Origin of the sequence: Prevotella sp. AM34-19LB (assembly GCF_003468525.1) — a bacterium.
Classification (GTDB): Bacteria; Bacteroidota; Bacteroidia; order Bacteroidales; family Bacteroidaceae; genus Prevotella.
This window is the reverse complement of the sequence record NZ_QSIG01000043.1, coordinates 1-25,106: the sequence shown is the minus strand read 5'-3', so window position 1 is coordinate 25,106 and position 25,106 is coordinate 1. Positions and strand designations below refer to the sequence as shown.

19 protein-coding genes, 2 tRNA genes and 1 pseudogene are annotated in these 25,106 nt (G+C 44.7%); 13 read left to right on the top strand and 9 right to left on the bottom strand.

Annotation, left to right across the window (positions count from 1 at the left end):
* Positions 1-282 precede the first annotated feature (282 nt).
* Positions 283-3,292 (top strand): annotated as a pseudogene (locus DW830_RS12180) (SusC/RagA family TonB-linked outer membrane protein).
* A 21-nt stretch (positions 3,293-3,313) separates the two neighbouring features.
* Positions 3,314-4,975 (top strand): RagB/SusD family nutrient uptake outer membrane protein, encoded by a 1,662-nt coding sequence (locus tag DW830_RS12175; RefSeq protein WP_119250091.1) that lies wholly within the window; start codon positions 3,314-3,316, stop codon positions 4,973-4,975.
* 160 nt (positions 4,976-5,135) lie between these two features.
* Here DW830_RS12175 and guaA read toward each other — a convergent pair whose 3' ends face one another.
* From guaA to groES, 6 genes are all read right to left on the bottom strand, one after another.
* Positions 5,136-6,746, bottom strand: coding sequence for a glutamine-hydrolyzing GMP synthase (guaA, locus tag DW830_RS12170; RefSeq protein ID WP_119250090.1), 1,611 nt, complete (start codon positions 6,744-6,746; stop codon positions 5,136-5,138).
* A gap of 31 nt (positions 6,747-6,777) precedes the next feature.
* Positions 6,778-7,554, bottom strand: coding sequence for a nucleotidyltransferase family protein (locus tag DW830_RS12165; protein ID WP_119250089.1), 777 nt, complete (start codon positions 7,552-7,554; stop codon positions 6,778-6,780).
* A gap of 76 nt (positions 7,555-7,630) precedes the next feature.
* Complete coding sequence (locus DW830_RS12160) at positions 7,631-9,175, bottom strand: phosphotransferase (protein WP_119250092.1); 1,545 nt, start codon at positions 9,173-9,175, stop codon at positions 7,631-7,633.
* Positions 9,159-9,374: a transporter gene (locus tag DW830_RS12155; protein ID WP_089544277.1), complete on the bottom strand. Its 216-nt coding sequence runs from the start codon at positions 9,372-9,374 to the stop codon at positions 9,159-9,161. The genes DW830_RS12160 and DW830_RS12155 overlap by 17 nt, the downstream gene beginning before the upstream one ends.
* Positions 9,375-9,727: 353 nt before the next feature.
* Positions 9,728-11,356 (bottom strand): chaperonin GroEL, encoded by a 1,629-nt coding sequence (gene groL, locus DW830_RS12150; RefSeq protein WP_119250088.1) that lies wholly within the window; start codon positions 11,354-11,356, stop codon positions 9,728-9,730.
* 33 nt (positions 11,357-11,389) lie between these two features.
* A complete protein-coding gene (gene groES / locus DW830_RS12145; protein ID WP_117662833.1) occupies positions 11,390-11,662 on the bottom strand; it encodes a co-chaperone GroES in 273 nt (90 codons plus the stop codon).
* Positions 11,663-12,066: 404 nt separating this feature from the next.
* Here groES and sppA point away from each other — a divergent pair, with 404 nt between their 5' ends.
* The 6 genes from sppA to DW830_RS12115 all read left to right on the top strand — a co-directional run bounded on the left by sppA (position 12,067) and on the right by DW830_RS12115 (position 18,670).
* Positions 12,067-13,851 carry a signal peptide peptidase SppA gene (sppA, locus tag DW830_RS12140; RefSeq protein WP_119250087.1) on the top strand — a complete coding sequence of 595 codons (1,785 nt, stop codon included), beginning with the start codon at positions 12,067-12,069 and terminating at the stop codon, positions 13,849-13,851.
* Positions 13,852-13,885: 34 nt separating this feature from the next.
* Positions 13,886-15,055, top strand: coding sequence for a tetraacyldisaccharide 4'-kinase (lpxK, locus tag DW830_RS12135; protein WP_119250086.1), 1,170 nt, complete (start codon positions 13,886-13,888; stop codon positions 15,053-15,055).
* Entirely contained in the window at positions 14,940-15,749 is an 810-nt protein-coding gene (locus DW830_RS12130) for a purine-nucleoside phosphorylase (RefSeq protein WP_118310987.1), read from the top strand. The genes lpxK and DW830_RS12130 overlap by 116 nt, the downstream gene beginning before the upstream one ends.
* 35 nt (positions 15,750-15,784) lie before the next feature.
* Positions 15,785-16,894, top strand: coding sequence for a thiamine-phosphate kinase (thiL, locus tag DW830_RS12125; protein WP_119250085.1), 1,110 nt, complete (start codon positions 15,785-15,787; stop codon positions 16,892-16,894).
* A gap of 139 nt (positions 16,895-17,033) precedes the next feature.
* Positions 17,034-17,106, top strand: a tRNA-Phe gene (locus tag DW830_RS12120).
* Between the two features lie 148 nt (positions 17,107-17,254).
* On the top strand, positions 17,255-18,670 hold the full coding sequence (locus DW830_RS12115) for a glycoside hydrolase family 28 protein (RefSeq protein ID WP_119250084.1): 1,416 nt from the start codon (positions 17,255-17,257) through the stop codon (positions 18,668-18,670).
* Between the two features lie 42 nt (positions 18,671-18,712).
* Here the strand turns inward: DW830_RS12115 and tsaA are convergent, their stop codons facing one another.
* The gene (gene tsaA, locus DW830_RS12110) at positions 18,713-19,393 is read right to left on the bottom strand and encodes a tRNA (N6-threonylcarbamoyladenosine(37)-N6)-methyltransferase TrmO (RefSeq protein WP_117662822.1); all 681 of its coding nucleotides are present in this window, start codon (positions 19,391-19,393) and stop codon (positions 18,713-18,715) included.
* A 201-nt stretch (positions 19,394-19,594) separates the two neighbouring features.
* Between tsaA and DW830_RS12105 the strand changes: the two genes are divergently transcribed.
* The 5 genes from DW830_RS12105 to DW830_RS12085 all read left to right on the top strand — a co-directional run bounded on the left by DW830_RS12105 (position 19,595) and on the right by DW830_RS12085 (position 24,188).
* Positions 19,595-20,473, top strand: coding sequence for an FAD-dependent thymidylate synthase (locus tag DW830_RS12105; protein ID WP_119250083.1), 879 nt, complete (start codon positions 19,595-19,597; stop codon positions 20,471-20,473).
* Between the two features lie 319 nt (positions 20,474-20,792).
* A tRNA-Ser gene (locus DW830_RS12100) sits at positions 20,793-20,877 on the top strand.
* A gap of 70 nt (positions 20,878-20,947) precedes the next feature.
* Positions 20,948-22,057, top strand: a complete 1,110-nt coding sequence (locus tag DW830_RS12095) for a DUF6557 family protein (protein WP_119250082.1) — start codon at positions 20,948-20,950, stop codon at positions 22,055-22,057.
* Complete coding sequence (locus DW830_RS12090; protein ID WP_119250081.1) at positions 22,057-22,968, top strand: helix-turn-helix transcriptional regulator; 912 nt, start codon at positions 22,057-22,059, stop codon at positions 22,966-22,968. The genes DW830_RS12095 and DW830_RS12090 overlap by 1 nt, the downstream gene beginning before the upstream one ends.
* 119 nt (positions 22,969-23,087) lie before the next feature.
* On the top strand, positions 23,088-24,188 hold the full coding sequence (locus DW830_RS12085; protein WP_119250080.1) for a hypothetical protein: 1,101 nt from the start codon (positions 23,088-23,090) through the stop codon (positions 24,186-24,188).
* A gap of 155 nt (positions 24,189-24,343) precedes the next feature.
* On the opposite strand, the gene DW830_RS12080 is transcribed toward DW830_RS12085, so the two are convergent.
* Together DW830_RS12080 and DW830_RS16660 are read right to left on the bottom strand one after the other, a co-directional pair.
* Positions 24,344-24,613: a DUF1016 domain-containing protein gene (locus DW830_RS12080; RefSeq protein WP_119250079.1), complete on the bottom strand. Its 270-nt coding sequence runs from the start codon at positions 24,611-24,613 to the stop codon at positions 24,344-24,346.
* A gap of 303 nt (positions 24,614-24,916) precedes the next feature.
* Positions 24,917-25,106, bottom strand: a 190-nt coding sequence (locus DW830_RS16660) for a hypothetical protein (RefSeq protein ID WP_233544512.1), incomplete at its 5' end; no start/stop codon positions are given.

Sequence of the window (25,106 nt, the reverse complement as noted above, 5' to 3'; positions counted from 1 at the left end):
TAAGGTATAAAAGAAAAAGAGCCACATTTTACTCCCCTACTTTTGAAAAAACACATATTTTTCACGTTTATTAGAAAAAAATCCATTTTACTTGCTTATTACATATTTTTTTTGTAGTTTTGCCACCGAATTAAGATCTAAGTATATACACTAAATCTTTATTAAACATCAACTCTTAACATAAATAATATGAGTAAGAACATGAAACCTAAAGACCAAATGAAGACAGCGTTGCTGATTTGTGCGCTGACTTCCATGTCTCCTGCGTTTGCAAATGGTACAATGGTAAAAGCTGACAACTTGACCCCCCTACCACCAGCATCCAACAGCAGAAGAAAGTAGCAACAGGACGTGTTGTTGACAATCAAGGCGAACCTCTTATCGGTGTTACCGTGATGGAAGTTGGCACGTCCAATGGAACAGTAACCGACCTAGACGGAAATTTCTCCCTCAGTCTGAAAAATCCTAATGGCAAGATTACAATTTCCTACATCGGCTTCAATCCACAGACTCTTACAGCTGCAAGCAACATGCAGATTACCATGAAGTCTGAAGACAAGGAGCTCAATGAAGTTGTAGTTGTAGGTTATGGTACACAGAAGAAGGTGAACCTCACCGGTTCTGTATCATCAGTAGATAGCAAGGCTTTGGAAAGCCGTCCTATCCAGAACTTGCAGAGTGGACTCCAGGGTATGATGCCTGGTGTTACCATCAGCGGTACCAATGGTGCTCCGGGTATGGACTCAGGTAGCATCAACGTACGTGGTGTGGGAACCCTCAACTCTTCCTCTCCTTATATTTTGATTGATGGCGTAGAGTCTGGTACCATGAGTAGCCTCGACCCTAACGATATCGAGAGCATCTCTGTATTGAAGGATGCTGCTTCTGCTGCCATCTATGGTTCCAAGGCTGCCAACGGCGTTATCCTTATCACTACCAAGCGTGGTAAGAGCGGCAAGCCTCAAGTTTCTTATAATGGTTATGTGAGTGTGCAGAATCCAACCAGCCTGATCGACCGTCTGGATTCATACGAGTATGCCCACATGCTGAATGATGCGCTCGAAAGCGAGGGCAAGGCTAAGAAATTCGCCACTGAAGAGGAAATCAATGCACTCCCTAATACCGACTGGTACGACCTGGCTTACAAAACAGGTTCTCTGCAGCACCACAACGTAAGCGTGAATGGTGCTACTGAGAGCGTAAACTATCTCGCATCTGTAGGTTACCTGAAGCAGTCGGGTATCTTGCCTCACGCTGGCCGTGAGCAGGTAAACGGCCGTACCAACCTGGAGATGAAGATCAACAGCCGCCTTACAGCCCGCCTGAATCTCGCTTACATCAAGAACGATTATACCGACCCTTCTTCTGCATACGCAGGTGGTGGTTCTGACCAGATCATCCGTCAGCTCAACTTGATTTCACCATGGATTACCGCTCGTTATGACGACGGCACATGGGGAACTATCTCTGATGGTAGCCCTATTGCATGGCTCGACAACGATCTGAAGGTATATCGCCGCAATACCAACTTCACAGGTCTCTTCGGTGTTGATTACAAGATTCTTGACGGTTTGACAGCTAAGTTGAGTGCATCTTATGTAAACGACAACCAGAACTACGACTACTTCCAGAAGTTCTTCGTTTACAATGCGAACAAGAAGACCGATCCAAATTTCCACGATGAACGAGTATATAAGTGGGAACGTAAAACTTTCGAAGCATTGTTGAACTACAACAAGACCTTCGGACAGCATACCGTTGGGGCTTTGGCAGGATGGCATGCAGAGGCTTACGACTATAAGTATTGGTACACTTACCGCAAGAACTTCCCTAACAATAATGTGACCGATATCAATGCGGGTGATGTATCTACCCAGCAGGCACAGGGAAATACCCGTGAGTTGAATATGCTTTCATGGTTTGGTCGTGTTAACTACGACTTTGCAGGCCGTTACCTCTTTGAGGCTAACCTCCGTGCTGATGCATCCAGCCGTTTCGCAGATGGTCATCGTTGGGGTTACTTCCCATCATTCTCTGCAGGATGGCGTGTAAGCGAGGAAGCTTTCATGGAGGGTACCAAGTCTTGGCTCTCTAACTTCAAGATTCGCGGATCTTGGGGTCAATTGGGTAACCAGGAGGCTTTGAGCGACTACTATCCAGCTATCAATACATACAGTATCAACGCCAAGTATGCATTCGACGGCAAGGTAACATCCGGATACTACCAGAGTTCATACAAGATCAACACCATCACTTGGGAAAAGGCGACCACATGGGGCGTAGGTGTTGACCTGGGATTCCTCGACAACAAGATTACTGCATCTGTTGATTACTACAACCGTCTTACAGATGGTATCTTGATCTCTGTAGATGCTCCTTACGAGTTCGCTTTGGGTAGCTATCTTGACAATGTGGGTCAGATGCGCAACCAGGGTGTCGAGATGAGCCTCAACTACAACGATAAGTTTGGTGAGGTGACTGTAGGCGCAGGCTTGAATGTTGCATACAACAAGAACAAGATTGAGAGCATGCCAGGTAAGGGATACGTAGGTACTGGCTACAACCAGCGCAACGCTGCGGGTCAAGAGTTCAACAGCTACTATGTATATAAGGCTGACGGATTCTTCCAGACAGATAAGGAAGCACAGGAATACATGGACTACTACTGGCCAGCAGACGGTTCAAAGGGTGCTTGCCCATTCAGTGGTGGTAAGTTCAAGGCTGGTGACTTGAAATATGTAGATATCAATGGTGACGGCAAGATTGATGCAGAGAACGACCGCTTCTATGCAGGTAGTTCTGTTCCTCGCTGGACATTCGGTTTGAACCTGAACGCAGCTTGGAAGGGCTTCGACCTCTCCTTGTTCTTCAACGGACAGTTTAAGGCTTATCGCTACTTCGATGCATACGAGGTAGAGGGTGCTTTTGTGGGCGACAGCTCTCACCCAGCAACCATCTGGAGAGACTCTTGGACCTACAACAAGTCAAATCCTAAGATGCCACGATTGTTTACTGACACAAACTCTCCTAGCTCTTCACGTAATGTTGTTTCTACATTCTGGCTCAAGAATGTATCTTACTGCCGTTTGAAGAACTTGCAGTTGGGTTATACACTTCCTAAGTCGGCACTCGAATTCCTTCATGTCAACAAGGTACGTGTTACTACTCTTGCGAGAACCTGTTCACAATCGACAATCTCGACATCAACGTGGATCCAGAGGCAACCAGTCAGCGACTCAGCTCTTATCCATTGCTCCGCACTCACTCATTCGGTTTGAGCGTAACATTCTAATAACTTAAAAAGGATATTATCATGAGAAATCTTAAGAAATATATATTCATCGGCATGACCGCCCTCTTGGCAACCTCATGCTCCGATTTCCTCGATACAGCCCCAAAGGATGCTCTTTCACCTGTCAGCACCTGGCAGACTCAGGAAGACGCAGACAAGTTCCTCGTTGGCTGTTACAACAACTGGCAAGACCAGTACAACTCCGGTTGGGGTTGGGACGGTTTCCTCCTGTATTGGGATGGTACAAGTGACTTCGGTTACGACCAGTTCCCTTGGGAGGGTTATACTCCTATCGGTAATGGTACCTTGACCGCATCTAGCGGAAGAGACTGGTACGACTTCTCACGCATCCGCCGCGTCAACGAGTTGTTGGCTAACGTAGATAAGTGTAACATGCCAGAAGCTGCCAAGAAGGATATCAAGGCTCAGGCTCGCTGGATCCGCGCTTACCGCTACTTCCTGATGAACTGGAACTATGGTGGTGTGCCTCTCATCGAAAGCTATGCAACTGCAGAGGAAGCGATGGTACCTCGTAATACCGAGCAGGAGGTGAAGGAGTATATCGAAAAAGAACTCGACGAGTTGGTAAACGATATCAATGTAACTCCTGCAGCCCGTGGTCGCATTGCCAAGGGTGCAGCTTTGGCTCTCCGTATGCGAGAGGCTCTCTATTATGGAGACTATGCTACTGCTAAGGATCGTGCAGAGAAGATCATTGCATTGAATCAGTATGAGTTGGATCCAGACTATGCTAACCTGTTCAATGTAGCAGGTCAGGATTCCAAGGAAATCATCCTTGCTGTACAGGCTGTAGAAAACGACTACTATAACGATGTGATTGGCCGTATGTACAACAATGCTGATGGCGGTTGGTCTTCTATCGTTCCTAGCTACGGCTTGATCGACACCTATGAAATGGCAAACGGCTTGACCAAGGACGAACCGGGTTCTGGCTATGATCCTACCCATCCATTCAACAACCGTGACCCACGTATGGCAATGACTGTCATCTATCCTGGTTGTGACTACATCAATGGTAATGGTAAAGAGGCTATCTTCAATACACTCGACAAGACGATTAATGGAGCTACCAATGCCAACTATTATCTCGCAGCCAACAACAGTTCAAAGACTGGTTTGACATGGGGTAAGTACTTGGCACCTATGAACCAGTATCCTGATATCTGGAACACAACCTGTCAGCCTATCGTCTTCCGCTATGCAGAAGTATTGCTAACTTACTGCGAGGCAGAGAATGAATTGAATGGTCCTTCTGCTCAAGTTTATACCTACCTGAATATGGTTCGTAACCGTGTAGGTATGCCTAATGTAGATGAAGCTAAGTACAATACCAAGGAGAAGCTTCGCGAGTTGATTCGTCGCGAGCGTGGTGTTGAGTTCGCAGGTGAAGGTATCCGCCGTGCAGATATCTTACGCTGGAAAGATGCCAGTGGCAAGATGTTGGCTGAGACCTTGCTGAACTGCACATTGGAGCGTCAGGTAGGTACTGTAAGCATGGATAAGTCTGTGGCTCCTGGTATGCGTGCCACTATCAATGTAAATGCTTCTGCAGCTGACAAGAAGATTGAGGATCGTGTATTCAAGACCACCAACCGTTATCTCCCTATCCCACAGGGTGCACGTGATGCTAACACGCAGTTGAAGCAGAATGACGGTTATTAAAAACAAAAAGTACTGAGTACATCATTCCAAAAGTACTCAGTACTCATTAATAAGAAAAAAGACCACCATCTGAGTTGAATTTCAAACTCAAATGTTGGTCTTTTTTATATCATTTCCACTCTTAAAAACGTGGAATTACTCCCATTCATTGACGTGGAATTTACTCCCACTCAATTGTCGAAGGTGGCTTTGAAGAGATGTCATAGCAAACGCGGTTAACGCCCTTTACCTTATTGATAATCTCGTTACTTACCTTAGCCATGAAGTCGTATGGGAGATGAGCCCAGTCGGCAGTCATCGCATCAGTACTTGTTACGGCACGCAATGCAACTGGGTGCTCGTATGTACGCTCATCACCCATTACACCTACTGAACGGACGGTAGAAAGCAATACGGTACCAGCCTGCCAAATCTGATCGTAGAGAGAAACCTCGATCTCACCATTCTGCATGTCAGCAGGAACACCGGCAGCCAGGACGCGGCGAGCTTCCTCACCACTCAACTTCACCTTATACTCACGCAAGCCACGGATATAGATATCATCTGCATCCTGAAGAATGCGTACCTTCTCTGGAGTGATATCACCCAAGATACGAACAGCCAAACCAGGACCTGGGAATGGATGACGGGTAATCAGGTGCTCAGGCATTCCCATAGAGCGACCTACTCGACGAACCTCATCCTTGAACAACCACTTCAAAGGCTCGCACAACTGAAGGTTCATCTCCTTAGGAAGACCACCTACATTGTGATGGCTCTTGATTACCTTACCAGTGATGTTCAAACTCTCGATACGGTCTGGATAGATAGTACCCTGAGCCAACCACTTGGCACCAGTCTGCTTCTTAGCCTCAGCGTTGAAAACCTCTACGAAGTCGCGGCCGATAATCTTACGCTTCTCCTCAGGATCTGTAACACCAGCCAAATCAGTGAAGAACTTCTCAGAAGCATCAACACCAATCACGTTCAAGCCCAAGCACTTGTAATCCTCCATTACATCACGGAACTCATTCTTTCTGAGCATACCGTGATCTACGAAGATACAGGTAAGGTTCTTGCCGATAGCCTTGTTCAAGAGAACAGCAGCTACGCTGGAATCAACACCGCCAGAAAGACCCAAGATAACCTTGTCGTCGCCCAACTGTGCCTTCAACTCTGCTACAGTAGTCTCAACGAAAGAGTCAGCACTCCAATCCTGCTTGCTACCGCAGATATCTACCACGAAGTTCTTCAAGAGCTGTGTACCCTGCAAAGAATGGAACACCTCTGGGTGGAACTGTACAGCCCAAACAGGCTGCTTGGTAGAAGCATAAGCAGCATACTTCACATTGGCAGTAGAAGCGATGCACTTATAGTCCTCAGGAATAGCTGTGATGGTATCGCCATGACTCATCCAAACCTGAGAGTTCTCGATGAATCCCTTGAACAATGGATTCTCCTTGTCGAACTGCTCCAAGTTAGCACGACCATACTCACGGCTGTCAGCAGCCTCCACCTTACCGCCCTGAGCGTAAGAGAGGAACTGAGCACCGTAGCAGATACCGAGCACAGGGATGCGACCGATAAACTGGCTCAGATCTACCTTGAAAGCTTCCGGATCATGAACGGAATAAGGGCTACCGCTCAAAATGACACCAATGACAGATGGGTCATCCTTTGGAAACTTGTTGTAAGGCATAATCTCGCAGAAGGTATCAAGCTCACGAACACGACGGCCTATCAGCTGTGTGGTCTGTGAACCGAAATCCAAAATAATAATCTTCTGTTGCATATTGTCTAATTTATAATTTATAATTTACAATTCATAATTCTTTCAGGAATGCTTCCGCTTCTTTCAGCGTCTCCTGCTTTCCCACATCCATCAGCTTGAGGTCGTTCTTCACGTATCCCTCAATACGAACCTTGTCGCAATGCTTCAGATAGAAGTCCATAATGGGGAACTTATCCGGTTCATTCTCCATCAGCGGGAAAAGCGATGGGGCTACCATGTGGATGCCAGAGAAAGCATACATCTTATAATCTTCTGGATTGAGATCAGGATAAGAACTTTTCACCTCACCTGTTTCTATATTCGTCCAGCCTACCAATCGCATGGTATCATCGAAGAGGAGATAACGTTTGGTCTTGCGTTCGCTCACCAGAAGGCGGGCAGCCAAGGGAGCCTTCTCCTTCATGGAATCCGAAGAATCATCTGAAAGTTCTTTCGACTCCATCTGATAGAATTTCTTCAGATCCACATTGCTCAGGATGTCCACATTATGAATCAGGATAGGCTCAGTCTGATCGAAGAGTGGCCATGCCTTCCTGATACCACCACCCGTTTCGAGGAGTTTTTCGCTCTCATCGCTGATACGGATGTCCATACCGAAATTTTTATTATCACGAAGATAATCGATGATTTGTTTAGAGAAATGATGCACGTTCACCACAATACGAGTGAAACCGGCATCCTTCAACTGAAAGATGACACGTTTGAGCAAAGGTTCTCCCCCGACACTTACCAATGCCTTCGGAATGCGATCAGTAAGTGGCTTCAGGCGAGTGCCCAAACCTGCTGCGAATATCATTGCTTGCATCATTGCTAAATAGCTATATATTAATGTGCGTGCAAATTTACTAACTTTTTGCGAGATAGCCAAATTTGCACGCTAAATATTATTGTTTTGCAGGCAAAACCTGCTCAAAATGCTGTTCTCTATGACATATTTGCACTTCTACGCCAAACTTCTCGTGGATATGTTCGGCAAGATGCTGGGCTGAATACACACTGCGATGCTGACCGCCCGTACAACCGAAACAGAACATCAGGGAGGTAAAACCGCGCTGGATATAGCGATTCACGTGATGGTCTGCCAACTTATAGACACTCTCCAGGAACGTCAGAATCTCACCATCATCCTCAAGGAATCGGATTACTGGCTCATCCAATCCCGTAAGTTTCTTGTAAGGTTCATATCTACCTGGGTTGTGGGTACTTCTGCAGTCGAATACATAACCGCCGCCATTTCCTGACGGATCTTCAGGGATTCCCTTCTTAAAGGAGAAGCTGAATACGCGAACTACCAACGGTCCCTTACCATCATACTTGGAATAAGTGGCAGGCCCATCCTGCGGATGCGCATGGTAGATATTGTTATCTGTAATCTTATAACCATCAGCACGGGTCATAGCCGTACTCTCGATGCGCTTAAACTGTGGCAACTCGGTGAGTCGGCGCAACATATCCATCATATATGGATATGGGAAAACCTTCTCGCCCATCTTCAGCAGATCACGCAGATTCTGGATAGCCGGCGGAATACTCTCTATGAAGTGCTTCTTGCGCTCGAAATAGCCACGGAATCCATAGGCACCCAACACCTGCAAGGTACGGAAGAGCACAAAGAGACTCAGGCGATGCACGAAATGACGCACAGATGGCACCTCGGTATAGTTTTTCAGCGACTGATAGTACTCCCATACCAACTCGCGGCGAAGCTTAAAGGAATACTTGGCTGAAGCCTGCCAAAGGAAGGAAGCCAAATCATAATAGAAAGGTCCCTTTCTGCCACCTTGGAAATCAATAAAGTACGGATTGCCATTTTCGTCTAACATTATATTGCGAGCCTGGAAATCGCGATAGAGGAAACAATCCATCTTTTCTGACGTCAAATCCTTCGCAAAAAGGCGGAAGTTAGCTTCCAACTTCAATTCATGGAAATCCAAATCTGTCGGTTTCAGGAAACAATACTTGAAATAGTTGAGATCAAAGAGTACGCTATCCATATCAAACTCCGGCTGAGGATAGCAGTTGGACCAATCCAGCCCACGTGCACCACGCAACTGGATGTTAGGCAACTCACGGATTGTCTTCTTCAGGAGTTCCTTCTCCTTCTGATTGTATCTGCCGCCAGCCTCTCTTCCGCCCTTGATGGCATCAAAGAGCGAAGTTCCGCCCAGATCTGTCTGGATATAGCAGAGTTCATCATCACTCACAGCCAGAATCTTAGGCACCGGCAACTGACGGAGGTTGAAATGATTAGCCAGATACACGAAGGCGTGATCCTCATCACGGCTCGTACCGATAACACCTATCACCGTATCCCCATCCTGCTTGATGATACGAAAATATTGGCGGTTACTTCCCTGCCCTGCCAGCTTGATGACATCAGCAGGCTCTTCGCCAGTCCATTGCTTGTAGAGATTAATTAGCTTTTCCATCATCATTCAATTTTCTGCGTTTTCTGTCATCATCGATCTTCTGTGCGAAGTTATCACCGATGAAGAGAAGCAATAAGATACCTAGCGTAGTAAGGAAAGAATTCGTAGTAGTCATTCCTAACTCCGCCTTTGTTATATAAATCAGTCCTCCGATAACGACCAGGAAGACCAATGCCTTTTTCCAATCAATATTATGCATGATACTCAAAAAACTATTTGTTCTGCAAAGATACAACATTTTTCTGAGCTAGCCATAAGATTAAGCATATTTTTGAGATGAGCACAAAAAAAATCGGATGTCTCACGACAACCGATTTTCAAAAACAAACTACTTAAAAACTAATCTACTAAAACAAATCAAAAAAATATCTTCATCGACCTCACGGTCGGTATTACCTTTTCTTTTCGCTTGCAAAGTTACAAAAAAAGCGTATTAGCACCAAACAATTTTGCGATTTTTTGCATATCAATTGCTAAAAAAACAAAAAAATAGGGATAATTCACTGAGAATCACCCCTATTTGTTATATTTAGGTTGCAAATTTGCACTCTATTACATCATACCGCCCATACCTGGAGCTGCAGCAGGTGCAACTGGAGCTGGCTCTGGTTTATCTACCAGGACACATTCTGTTGTCAGGAACAGACCAGCGATAGAAGCTGCGTTCTCCAAAGCAACACGCTCAACCTTAGCAGGATCTACGATACCAGCCTGACGCATATCCTCGTAAACATCCTTGCGGGCATTGTAACCGAAGTCACCCTCGCCCTCGCGAACCTTATTAACGACTACAGAACCCTCGCCACCAGCATTGGCTACAATCTGACGGAGAGGCTCCTCGATAGCACGCTCTACGATGCGGATACCAGTTGTCTCATCGGCGTTGTCACCCTTCATATCCTTCAAAGCCTCGAGAGCACGGATATAAGTAGTACCGCCACCAGCAACGATACCTTCCTCGATAGCTGCACGGGTAGCGCAGAGAGCATCGTCAACACGATCCTTCTTCTCCTTCATCTCTACCTCAGAGTTAGCACCTACGTAGAGAACAGCAACACCACCAGCGAGCTTAGCCAAACGCTCCTGAAGCTTCTCCTTATCGTAAGAAGACTTGGTGTTCTCAATCTCGTTCTTGATCTGAGCTACACGATCTTGGATATTAGCCTTCTCACCATGACCATTTACGATTGTTGTATTATCCTTGGTAACAGTAACCTTGTCAGCAGAGCCCAGCATTTCCAATGTTGCCTGCTCCAACTTCAAGCCCTTCTCCTCTGAAATGACAACACCGCCAGTCAATACAGCGATATCCTCCAACATAGCCTTGCGACGGTCGCCGAAACCTGGAGCCTTTACTGCACAAATCTTCAAACCGCCACGCAAACGGTTAACAACCAATGTTGTCAAAGCCTCAGAATCAACATCCTCAGCAATAACCAACAAAGGACGACCGCTCTCAGCAGCTGGCTGGAGAATTGGCAAGAACTCCTTCAGGTTAGAAATCTTCTTATCATAAAGAAGGATGTATGGGTTATCCATTACACACTCCATCTTGTCAGCATCTGTCATGAAGTAACCGCTCAAGTAACCACGGTCGAACTGCATACCTTCAACTACACCGATGTTGGTATCACGGCTCTTGCTCTCCTCGATAGTGATGACACCATCCTTGGAAACCTTGCGCATGGCATCAGCCAAGAGCTTACCGATTTCAGCATCGTTGTTGGCAGAAACGGTAGCCACCTGCTCAATCTTGTCATAGTTGTCATCTACCTGCTCAGCATGGTCTTTGATGAAGGCAACGACAGCAGCAACAGCCTTGTCGATACCACGCTTCAAATCCATTGGGTTAGCACCTGCAGTTACGTTCTTCAAGCCCTCAGTTACGATAGCCTGAGTCAGGATAGTAGCTGTTGTAGTACCATCACCGGCATCATCACCAGTCTTGCTGGCAACACTCTTAACAAGCTGAGCACCAGTATTCTCAAACTTATTCTCCAACTCTACTTCCTTAGCAACGGTAACACCATCCTTAGTAATCTGAGGAGCGCCAAACTTCTTTTCGATTACCACGTTGCGTCCCTTAGGACCGAGAGTTACCTTTACTGCATTTGCCAACTGATCAACACCCTTCTTCAAGAGGTCGCGGGCATCCATATTATATTTAATATCCTTAGCCATTTCCTTATTCTTAATTAAAATGTTAATTATCAATTACTCTTCTACCACAGCGAGAACGTCGCTCTGGCGCATCATCATATACTTAGTACCATCAAACTCAAGTTCAGTACCAGCATACTTACCATAGAGAACAGTATCACCCTCCTTGAGAATCATCTCTTCATCCTTGGTACCCTTACCTGTAGCAACGACCTTACCACGCTGTGGTTTCTCCTTTGCTGTATCAGGGATAATGATTCCACCTACTTTTTCTTCAGCTGGTGCAGGAAGTACCAGCACTCTATCTGCTAATGGTTTAATATTCATGATTCTTATATTTTAATTTGTTATTACTTCTATTTTTCGTCTTCACTTCAGCCTATTCGGGCATACGTCAGACACCCTCACCCTATACGAAAAGCGTGCCAAAGCGTCAAAACTGACACTTTGGCACGCTCACCGCTACGCATCTACTGACATTTCTGTCAGCCTTTACCTAAAAATGCTGAAGCCACCCGTTGGTTTCTTGGGTAGATAACAAGTGAGTTCACTCTGTCCATCCGTACTGTTCTTCAATACGAACTTCCTTGCTGTGATAAGCATTTTTTGTTAACACAACGTTATATTTTCACCATTTTTCGGTGTTTTTGTACAATTCTCTTTGTCATTTGTTACTTTTTTACTATATTTGCAGAAAAATAAATCGGTATCAACGTAATATAGATAGAATTATGAAGCAATTTTTCAAGAATGTAGCCGCTACCATCGTAGGTATCTTCGGATTCGGAATCATCATGGTGATTCTCGCCGTCATCACACTCATTGGTATGATGTGCAACAGCAGCAAGACTCCTTCACTGAAAGACAACTCTGTGATGGTGATGAAGCTGCAAGGTCAGATCAGTGATCAGGCAAACGACGACTGGTTGGGACAGCTCACCGGCAACCAATACAACAACCTTGGCATGAACAATATCCTCTCAGCCATCAAGAAGGCAAAACAGGAGGATAAGGTGAAGGGTATCTATCTGGAAACGGGTATTCTGAGTACAGACTACGCTACATTGCAGGAAATCCGCAACGCTCTTGCCGACTTCAAGAAGAGCGGCAAGTGGATCATCGCCTATGGTGATGCCATGACCCAAGGTGGATATTACCTGGCTTCGGTTGCCAACAAGGTATATGTGAACCCGGAAGGTTCGGTAGATTGGCACGGTATTGCCTCACAGACACAATATATAAAAGATGTGGCTGCCAAATTTGGCGTTCACTTCACCATTGTAAAGGTGGGCAAATACAAGAGTTTCACAGAAATGTACACAGAGGACAAGATGAGCGATGCCAACCGCGAACAGGTTACCCGATATATCGGAGGTCTCTGGAATCAGATTCTGGCAGATGTCAGCAAGAGCCGAAACATTTCCAAGGATTCCCTGAATCGCTATGCAGACGGACTTATGGCATTCGATGACACCAAGCTCCTGAAATCCAGAAAGATGGTAGATGGATTCTGCTATTATGATGAAATCAGAGACGTAATAAAGAAACAGCTCGGTCTGAAAACCGACGAGAAGATTTGTCAGGTATCTATGGGCGATGTAAACGCAGCCGTAGATGACAGTAACCTCCTTGGCGACCAGATTGCCGTATATTATTGCCAGGGAGAAATCGTAAGAGTAGCAACTCCAGGCGCATTCGGCAGCGAGCAGCAGATTGTGAGCAACGATGTAATCCAGGATCTGCAGGATTTGGGCAACGACAAGAACATCAAGGCTGTGGTACTCCGCATCAACTCAGGTGGAGGCGATGCCTATGCCTCAGAACAAATTTGGCGTGCAGTCAGTCAGCTCAACAAGAAAAAACCAGTAGTGGTATCCATGGGTGGTATGGCAGCTTCGGGTGCATACTATATGAGTATGGGTGCCAGCTATATCATGGCTCAGCCAACAACACTGACGGGTAGCATCGGTATCTTCGGTGCCTTGCCAGACATCAGTGACCTGATGACCAAGAAGCTGGGATTCAAATATGACGAGGTAAAGACCAACCGGAACAGTGCCTACGGCAGTGCCGGCAGTGCCCGTCCTTGGAGTGCAGAAGAAATCGGCCATCTCCAAGCTTATGTAAACCGCGGCTATGGCCTCTTCCGCCAGCGTGTGGCTGATGGCAGAAAGATGAAGACCGAAGAAGTGGAGAAGATTGCACAAGGAAGAGTATGGCTCGGAACCGATGCCAAGAGCATCAAACTGATTGACGGTTTTGGCTGTCTCGACGACGCTGTTGCCAAGGCAGCCCAACTTGCCAAGGTTTCCGATTACGGAACCACAGAGTATCCTATGCCTGCAGACTGGATAGACCAGCTTTTAGACGGACTGTCAGGCAGCGGCGGCAACTATCTCGATGAGCAGTTACGACTCACACTGGGTGACCTCTACCAACCATTTATGATGATTCGCAACATCAAGGAGAAAGAACCAGTGCAGGCAGCAATGCCATTCGTACTGAATATACATTAATATATATAATAAGGTATAAAAAAGGAGTGAGGAAATGAGAACAGAAGGAGATCTGATAAAGATCAACGATTGGCTGCTACCGCTCAGTTGGATATACGGCAGCATCGTAAGATTCCGCAACTGGCTCTTCGACATCGGATTGAAGAAGAGCCGCGACTTCTCGATTCCCGTCATCTCGGTGGGCAATATCACCGTGGGCGGTTCGGGAAAGACCCCGCATGTGGAATACTTGATTCGCCTCTTGCACGACAAGGTGAAAATTGCCGTGCTGTCACGTGGATACAAACGCAAGAGCCACGGATATGTACTTGCAGATGAAAATACAGAAATGTCGGATATAGGTGATGAGCCATTCCAGATGCACCAGAAGTTTTCTGATATCTACGTAGCGGTAGATGCCAAACGAGTAAGAGGCATCAACAACCTGCAAAGCAACGAGGAGACCCAGGATGTAGATGTGGTATTGCTTGATGATGCCTTCCAGCATCGCTATGTCAAGCCAGGCATCAATATCCTTCTGGTAGATTATCATCGTCTCATCATCTACGACAAGATGCTACCTGCAGGAAGACTACGCGAACCATTAAGCGGAAAGAACCGTGCCGACATCGTGATTATCACCAAATGTCCGAAGGATCTGAAACCTATGGAGTTTCGTGTACTCACCAAGGCTATGGATCTCTATCCTTTCCAGAAACTCTACTTCACCTGCATCGACTACGATACACTGAAGGGTGTTTTCACAGGAAAAGAACTGAAAGATCCAAAAGACTATCACGTGCTTCTGCTCACCGGCATAGCATCTCCAAAACAGATGGAGCACGACTTGAAACCGATGGTCAAGGAGATGAAGTCTCTCTCTTTCGGCGACCATCACCGCTTCAAGAACAAAGACATTGACCGCATCAATGAGGCATTCGAAGCCTTGCCGGAACCACGCATCATCATCACAACAGAAAAGGATGCCGTGAGACTGAGAGAGGCAGAAGGACTCTACGAGAGTGTGAAAGAAAGCATGTACGAATTGCCTATCAAGGTAAGCTTCATGCTTGACCAAGAAGATAATTTTAACGAAAAGATAATAAGCTATGTACGAAAAAATTCAAGAAACAGCATCCTGGCTAAGAGAAAGGATGAGCACAAGTCCGAAGACTGCAATCATTCTGGGAACAGGTCTCGGACAATTAGCTTCAGAAATAACTGATAGTTACGAATTCCCATATAGTGAAATTCCTAACTTCCCGGTATCTACCGTAGAAGGACATGCAGGCAAGCTCATCTTCGGAAAGCTGGGCGGCAAGGACATCATGGCGATGGAAGGCAGATTCCACTTCTATGAGGGATATAATATGAAGGAAGTAACATTCCCAGAGCGCGTGATGTTCGAGTTGGGCATCGAGACCCTCTTCGTAAGCAATGCCTCTGGCGGCATGAACCCTAAGTTCCAGATTGGCGACCTGATGGTTATCGACGACCACATCAACTTCTTCCCAGAGCATCCATTGCGTGGCAAGAACTTCCCTACCGGTCCTCGCTTCCCTGATATGCACGAGGCATACGACAAGCAGCTCCGTAATCTTGCCGACGAGATTGCCAAGGAGAAGGATATTCCTGTTCAGCATGGTGTATATGTGGGCGTCCAGGGTCCTACCTTCGAGACTCCGGCAGAGTACCGCATGTACCGAACCCTGGGTGGTGACGCTGTAGGCATGAGCACCGTTCCTGAGGTGATCGTGGCCCGCCATTGCGGCATCAAGGTATTCGGCATCAGCATCATCACCGACCTCGGCGGCTTCGACGTTCCTGTAGAGGTAAGCCATGAGGAGGTACAGATTGCTGCCAATGCTGCTCAGCCTAAGATGACTGAGATTATGCGAGAAATGATTCGCAGAAGCTAATCATAAAGTTCAACATTTAAAGTTCAAAGTAAAAATTGGATATAGCTAAGTTGGGTGAGTTTGGACTGATAGACCATCTCACCAAAGGATATGAAAACAAGAATGCCTCTACTGTTTATGGCGTAGGCGATGACTGTGCGGTGATGCACTATCCCGACAAGGAGGTGCTGATGACTACCGACATGCTGATGGAAGGTGTACATTTCGACCTGACCTATATTGATATGCAGCATTTGGGTTACAAGAGTGCCATGGTCAATATCAGCGACATCTTCGCCATGAACGGAACGCCACGCCAGATGGTGGTAAGCATCGCACTGAGCAAGCGTTTCAAGGTAGAAGATCTTGATGAATTCTACAGAGGTCTGCGTATGGCTTGCGATAAGTTTGGCGTTGACATCGTAGGTGGCGACACCACTTCTTCGCTCACCGGTCTTGCCATCAGCATCACCTGCATTGGTGAAGCTGCAAAGGAAGATATCGTATATCGCAGCGGTGCTAAGGAAACAGACCTCATCTGTGTAACAGGCGACCTGGGTGCTGCCTATATGGGTCTGCAACTTCTGGAACGTGAAAAGGCAGTATATTACGGACAGGTAGAAGACATCCGCAAGAAGATGTCAGAGGCAAAGGCGCAGGGTGACGACCAGAAGTTGGCTGCCCTCAACAAAGACTTGCAGGAAATGCGTAACTTCCAGCCAGACTTCGCCGGCAAGGAATACCTACTGCAGCGTCAGCTTCAGCCAGAAGCTCGCGGCGACATCATAGCCCAGCTCCATGAGGCAGGCATCCGCCCTACCGCTATGATGGATATCAGCGACGGCTTGAGCAGCGAGTTGATGCACATCTGCGAACAGAGCAACTGCGGCTGTCGTGTCTATGAGAAGAATATCCCTATCGACTACCAGACAGCAGTTCAGGCAGAGGAATTCAATATGAACCTCACTACCTGTGCCATGAACGGTGGCGAAGACTATGAGCTTCTCTTTACCGTTCCTATCGGCGACCATGCCAAGATTGAGGAAATGGAAGGTGTGAAGCAGATTGGTTACATCACTAAGGAGAGCCTTGGCAAGTTCCTCATTACCCGCGATGGTCAGGAATTCGAACTCAAGGCGCAGGGATGGAATCCTCTGAAAGACTAGTTTAACGAATCGCTTTCTCTGAGGAAGAAAACCGAAAGAGGCGATTTTAGTTAATAAACATTAAGCAAGAGAAAATATTTGGTTTTCTCTTGCTCAATTAAAAATTTTGTTGTACCTTTGCAACCGCAAAAAGCAAGATGGTGCCATAGCTCAGTTGGTAGAGCAAAGGACTGAAAATCCTTGTGTCCCCGGTTCGATTCCTGGTGGTACCACTCCTCCTTTCATTTAGGCGGTTTCTGACTTCGGTTAGAGCCGCCTTTTTTGCATATTCAGAAAAGGAGATAACAAATGTAACGACATTAGAAAGTGATATTACTCATTTATTAATTTAAAGATTAACAAAACAATACTTAAAGACTTATGAAAAAGATTCTGATTTCATTATTGGCAATCTGCGGATGGGCGGCAGCCTCATTTGCTTCAGGTGCCAAAGACTACAGCAAGTACTATCAGAACTTGCCAGTACAAATGCAGCAGCCTACCCTGCCTACCATCCCCGACAACCAGGTTAGCATTCTGGACTTTGGCGGCAACGGCAATGGTCAGGCGATGAATACCCAGGCATTCAGCAAGGCTATCAGTAAACTGAGCAAGATGGGCGGCGGGCACCTCAATGTACCTGCAGGCATCTATCTCACCGGTTTGATTTCCCTGAAGGACAACATCGACCTGCATCTGGAAAAGAATGCCATCATCGTCTTCTCGGAAGATAAGAACGACCTCATCAAGATAGATGATGAAACCGGGCAGAAAGAAGACCGTGCTACCCCAGCCATCAATGCCAGCAAGAGAAAGAACATTTCCATCACCGGAGAAGGAACCATCGACGGTAATGGCGAATGGTGGCGCCCCGTGAAGCGTGTCAAGGTAAGCGACTGGGAATGGAATCGCTTCAAGGATATGGGAGGTGCCCTCAATGAGAAAGGTGATATCTGGTATCCATATAATCTGAAACATTCCCCTAATGTAGCAGACAACATGGAAGCACAGGAGAAAGTACGCAATCACATGATTCGATTCACCGAGTGTGAAAACGTACTGGTACAGGGTGTTACCTTACTAAACAGTCCACGCTTCCACCTCATCCCTACCCGATGCAAGAATGTCATCATCGACGGTATTACCGTAAAGTGTCCTTGGAATGCACAGAACGGAGATGCCATCGACATCTCAAGCTGCAAGGATGTACTCATCGTAAACAACATCGTGGATGCCGGCGATGACGGAATCTGCATGAAGGGTGGCGCAGGAGCTGCAGGAGTAAAAGCCGGTCCTTGCGAGAATATTAATATCCAGGACAATACCGTATATCATGCCCATGGCGGTTTCGTTATCGGCAGCGAATTCTCAGGAGGCATGAAGAACATCGTGGTTCGCAACAACACCTTCCAGGGCACAGATGCCGGTTTGAGATTCAAGAGCGCCGTAAAACGAGGCGGCACCTCGGAGAACATCTTCATCGACCATATCTATATGACAGATATCACAGGAGATGCCATCACCTTTGAGACCACCTACTTCGACAACCATGTGGGAGCCAAGAAAAGCAATGCCCCAGTGAAGCAGGAATATCTTCCAAACTTCCAGGATATCCACATCAGCAATGTATATGTTCGTGGATGCAAGAACGGCATCGTAGCTCATGGCGCAGAGGGAATGGTTCACGACATTACCATCAAGGATACCTATATCTTCTACAATCAGAAGGCTCAGGATATCGATGAGACTTGCAAAATCAAGCTTGAGAATGTGAACTTCGCTACTTTTGCAAAGTAAGAAACCATATCGCAAACCATTCTCTCTAAATGCTTCAAACACTTACCTTACAACAGTAAGCGTCTTTTCGCTGACAGAGAAATGAATATCCAGACCCTCATAAGGCATTCCATAAACCTTATGAGGGTCTTTCTGGTAATGCGGACGAGGATCCTGCGCCAGAACCTCTTTCAAGATTTCAATCTTCTCATCATTCAATCCCTGGCAAATCAGGTATTCCCTTACTTCCCCAGAAATCTCAACATCCAGCTTCGCCCATTTCCGATCATCCACGAATCCACTTCGTGCATCAGGATGACAATCGGCATACACCACGTAAGGCTTGATATCATAGATGGGAGTACCATCCATCAGGTCACCACCCTTTACATGAATGACAGGTCCCTTGCTTGTTTCCCATTCAATACGGGAGATTTTCACGGATGACAACCCGATGTTGTTCGGACGGAAAGGACTGCGGGTAGCGAATACCCCGACCTTCTCGTTACCTCCCAAGACCGGAGGCCTTACAACCGGACTGTTCGCCTTATGCTTATTTGCCGAGAATTCCCAGATAAGCCAGAGAAAATCGAAACCTTCCATTCCTCTGAGGAAATCCGGATTGCGATATTCGGGTTCAAAAACAATCTGTCCTTCCAGTTCAGCCACCAATCCAGCCTGCTTGGGAATACCAAACTTGCTGCTGAACGGAGAACGGAATCTTGCTATTGGTTTTATTTCCATATATTTATATTATTGATTTTAGTTCCTATTTTCATATACTGGGGTATATTTCCATATATTCCAATGATTACACCTTATTATATATAGTACATTATATATATAGTACGAAAAAAACACCCGATTATTTTGTTGTCTCCATAAAATAATGTACCTTTGCACCGTAATAATAATAAGCAATCAATGATATAAAAATAGAAAACAATGAAAATAGAAAGGCCTCAACATGAGATTTGGCTGCAAAAGCCAGGAGAACTCGGCATCTATCAGCAGATAGAACGTGCCGGAAGAGTGTGCTACAAAAGTGAGAACAACACCACCAACGACTCGGCTAAGCCATTCGTAGATAGAATGATACAGAGTGAGCACTATGCAATGTTGGAACACGGCACAGTCTATCTCGTATGCAATCATGGGGAGTTACCACTCTATACAAGCAATAAGTTCTCTCGCTGCCACACCATCGACGGCAAGGATTACATCACTACCAATCTCCGTGTTCTGGCAGAAAACAAGGCGATGGATGATTTGAAATACCTCAGCGACTATGAGGAAGGAAAGCACGAGCTCCGCATCACCGTTCATTTCACCACACAAATTGCCATTACCCGTGAGTACAACCGCCATCGTGCCAACTCTATGGCAGAGCAGAGCACACGCTACTGCAACTACTCCAAGAACAAGTTCGACAATGAAATTACGATCAACCTTCCTACCTGGGTAGAAGAAGAAGGTTATAATGGTTCTCAGGAGAAAGAAGATTACCGATTGGAAGATATGTGCGCCGACATTGCCGAAGGCAGAGCACAGGAATGGAGCAAGCTCGACACCTGGATCTTCGCCAATCAGGCTGCAGAATATGCCTATATGAAATTGATAGAAGCTGGCTGCAAACCACAGGAGGCTCGTGCCATCCTGCCATTGGATTGCAACACAGAGTTGGTACATACCGCATTTATCAGCGACTGGAAGCATTTCTTCGATCTCCGCGCTTTAGGAACCACAGGAGCTCCTCACCCAGATGCCAAGGTTCTCGCCTTGCCATTGATGGAAGAGTTCAAGGCTAAAGGTTATTTAAAATAGAAAGGAGAACGCTTAAAAAAGGTAAAAAATCACAGCTAAAATATAGATTTTCTGTTTTCTATACACAAGGAACAGATATATTTCGTATTTTTGCACTGTGTTTTTCATAGTATTAGATTTAAGGTTATCAAGGTTGGGGCTACGGCGGTAGCCCTTTTTTTATGCCTTTTTCGCCAGTTCTGAGGCATTTTCAGAGCTATTTCCCATGTTTTTCGACATTTTTTCTCAAAAAGTTCCTCAAAAATTTGGTGGAATCAAAAAAAGGTTGTACCTTTGCATCCGCTTAAGAAAACCAAGCTATAGTCATCCGACCGAATTTGGAGAGATGGTAGAGTGGTCGATTACAACGGTCTTGAAAACCGTCGTACCGAGAGGTACCGGGGGTTCGAATCCCTCTCTCTCCGCAAAAAGAAGTCCTGTAAATTGAAAGATTTACAGGACTTTTTTATATATGCAACACTGGATTAGAAGTATTTGAGAGAAAATGATAAATTATATGGTATTTTCGCAAACGTGTCACAGTTTTTGGGACATCCCAACCATAACTTTGCAAAAAAAATAAATACTATTATGACTTTGAAAGAATTACTTGACTCACTTACGTTTGATGAGATTGCGCCATATATTCTTGATCGATATAAGAATTGTGACGTTAGAGGATTACTGGCTTCCTACAAGCAACATTTTGACTATTTGCGAAGTCTTGCTCCTTCCGACCCTAAATTGATAGAACGAAAAGAAGCTCGAGTATCGTTATATAAAGAAGGCGAGAAAACGCATTTGGATGCATTTTCCTTAGAATGTGCCCTTTGGGAGAACTGCCTTTCCAAAGAGCTGGTCATTGACGATGAGGTAAAAGCACCTAATGCTGAAATTGCAGCGTGCTGCTTATGGCATACGTCTTTTTATGGATATTTGCCATATCAACGTGAAGAAACCTTTGATGATTTGTTTGATGGAGTCAACAAAAAGAGTTCATTATTAAGCTCATACAAGGAGAAATATTCAGATATAATCCCTTCTAAACGTGAGATGGCGACAATAGCCTCGTTCCACAAAGAGGTCAGAAACGAAATGAAATACTATCGTCATCGCAAATGGACAAAGCAAAACAGCCGTGACTATACGTGGATACCATATCAAAAGAGATGTTGGCGCAAATGGAAACGTAGAATGATAAACAGAGAATACAGCAAACGCATCAGTTGGTGCTCTTCTTTCATAGATAGCATTACAGAATGTGTATACGGTATTGAGAAAAAACTTGCATTACAAGAACTCAGCATACTTTATCATTCCAACCATGTTAACATAAAGCGGCTTGACAGTATTGCGTCCAATGCAGCTAAACGTTTTGACTACCTCAAAGAACTCATAGAAAAGTATGGTGCATTGGATAACATTTCACGCAATGCAAATAGTTTTATTTGTCTAAGTGTATCTTCAACTCATCCTGTCGAAGACGTGGAAAAGCAGATAATAGGCATTTTGACAAAAGGACAGTTGGGGAAACATCGGCTCTATGTTAAAACAGATGATTCGTGTGGTAATGAAATGAGAATAGAAATGGCATTTTATAAGTAATGACAACAATAGAAAAATATATATGGATAGTTAACGCGCTCTACTGCACAGGTGAACGTGGCATGTCGTTGAAGGAACTCAATGACAAGTGGATGCGTGACATAAACGTCAGTAATGGAGAACCTTTACCACGACAAACGTTCGACCGCTGGAAAGGAAACATTCTTATGGCATTTGGTGTGAACATTGAATGTAACATGAAGGGTGGCTATCGTTACTATATAACGAATCCTGAAAGTTTGAGCAATGGTGAAATAGTCCGTTGGCTTTTAGATGCATATTCCACAACCAACACATTGTCACAAAGTCTTCAACTGAAGAATCGAATTCTTCTGGAAGAGATACCATCCAATCGTGATTTCTTGAAAATCATCATTGAGGCAATGAAAGCGAACATGATAATATCCATAACGCACAAGAATTTTGTGCACAAGAAATCTTATACATTTCTTGTTGAGCCATATTGCTTGAAAATATTCCAAAGACGTTGGTATCTACTGGCAAAGAGTCTCAATGATGACAAAATGCGCATTTACGGACTTGACCGTTTGGAAAATGCAGAAGTAACAAACAAACGTTTTTCCATCCTGAAAGATTTCAATGCCAAGGCATATTTCTCCACGTTTTTCAGCATAGTTACTGATGAGAATATTGCTATAGAACGAATCGTTATCCGTGCATACAAGCAGCATCAGCAGTATGTACGTTCTTTGCCTATCCATATTTCACAAAGGGAACTGTATGCCTGTGACGCTTATGCGGATTTTGAACTAACGCTTCGTCCTACATACGATTTTATCATGGAGCTACTTCGTGTTGGAAACATGATTGAAGTGATGGAGCCTCAATCGCTGCGCAAGACAATGAAAGATTGGGCAAAAGGCCTATGGGATTTGTATAAAAACGAATAACAATTACTAGAATGTAAAACGCTTGCAACTCTGACACTGATGATTGCAGAAAGCCGAACAGAGAAAAAAACGTAATGGTAAAAGTAGTAGTAAACTTAATAAATAAGGAGAATAGATAAATGAAGGTTTTTACACATTATACAAATTTAGGATCAAAAGGTGATGGCATTAGATGGAGAACCATTTTGAAATTTGGTAATTCGTGGGAAGTTAAAGGATCTGTTGTCATGAAGAATCCTGGTGCCGCAAACTTCAAACGCCCCGATCATGCTGCAATAAATACTCCAGAAGAATTGAAACAACTTAGCTTCTTTGATGATGGTAAGCTTAGAGCCGATTGGTATGAATTTTCCTCAGACCCCACTATGGAATGCATAGGTAGGCTGTTTTCAGAATACTATGCAACTAAAGGTGAGAAACTTGAAGGCGTAATTCAAATATTCAATCTTTTTTATCTTCGCGAAGCTAACTTGACAACAGCACTAAATAAAGTAAGCCAATTGGAAATTGCCAATATGGTAGATTATGATATTCAACATCTGTCTTTCCCAGTATATCTAGGATTCGCAGATTTGGCTTGGCACAAAACATATGAAGTTACAGCAAGACAATTCTTTAATGCTGCGAAGGAATTGGGGGCATTGTACTTGAATGATGATTTCAAGAAAAACACTTTCATCCATCCGCTATATCTCATGATGTATGGCAAGAATAAAGAAAAGTGCATAAGAGCAAAATATCAGTTTTTCCAGAATACACTCATTCCTGTTGTTCCCAAAGAATTAATTGAGGCAACTACAGCATCCATTGTAAAAATAAACAATAGTGCGATAATGATGAAAATCACAGCTGCACTTAACGAGCAACTTTCATTGGTAAAAGGGGAAGAGAAAAATCATCGTTACATATTTGATGATTTAATAGAACTGACCGTAACAGACAAGGAACAAGGATTTGTTGGTTTCAGGCATCTCAAGAAGGGCAAATCTTATTACAACTATACCTATCAAGAAGCTCCCAATGAGTACTTATATCGAGAAATTTTATCCGACTATGGATTTGATACAGAAAAGGCTATAGGAAATAATCTTTGGTTAGCTCGCAAAGCATTTAAGGAATATGGTCTTAATGAACAAGATGTCATTCGCAACATCCTTGAAGAACTGATGAATTTGCACAACCATTTAATGAGTCCACTTGCAAAAGAGGATTCAATATAAATTAAACAATAGCCTTGGACAGTTACACTCTGCCCAAGGCATTAACTAACTTTGGTGAATAGTTAGTGCCATAATGTCACCTTCACAAACAGACTCAAAAAAAATAAAAATTTGAATTTCATCACCCTTTCACAAACACAATAACACGATTATAATCAAGCGTTTAAGTGTGAAAGGAAAAATCTACGTTGATGGATGTAGAACACACGTTCTTCTACTGTAGATGTCTTGGACATTATCTCGCAATGATGACTAAAACTAATGGAGAAGAAATCATGTACGTCCAAATCGTCAGCCATTGGCTGACGATTTAACATCAGCAAGGCATGAGTGGGCAATATCTCCTCATTATCAACGTCTTGCAAATCGCCAGCCATTGGCTGACGATTTAATACATCTTTCCACAATTCATAGAATTGAAGCATATTTTTAATGTTTGAAACGCCAAATCCACGCAAGCCAGGCAACTCATAGAAGTCTCATTGTTTCACTTTTTCTTTACAGGATACTTCATTCCATCTGCAAATCTCTTGCTCTTTATGGTCACCCTCACCTGCTGCGCATCGAAATAACTCTTTTCGCCATTGTTCTAGGCAGAAAGTGCCTGGGCAAAAAGCTGCAATTGTAAACAGTAAAACTCTGTGTCTACTATTTCAGTTTTATAAAATTGAAAGTGTCTACCTTTCTAGTTTATAAAGTAAAAAAGTGTCTACTGAAATCAGGAAAAGTCAGACTTCATCGACTGCGGCAAGGAGGACAAGGATGCTCAGAAAGTCGTAGATATCATCAACAGATTTTATCGAGAAGACAAAAACATAAGGTTGGGGTAAATGGATGGACCGTTGAAGACCATCTAGCCTATCGGCAGTCATATGCACCGGACATTTTACAGGATTTATTGGAGAAACTGGAGGAAAT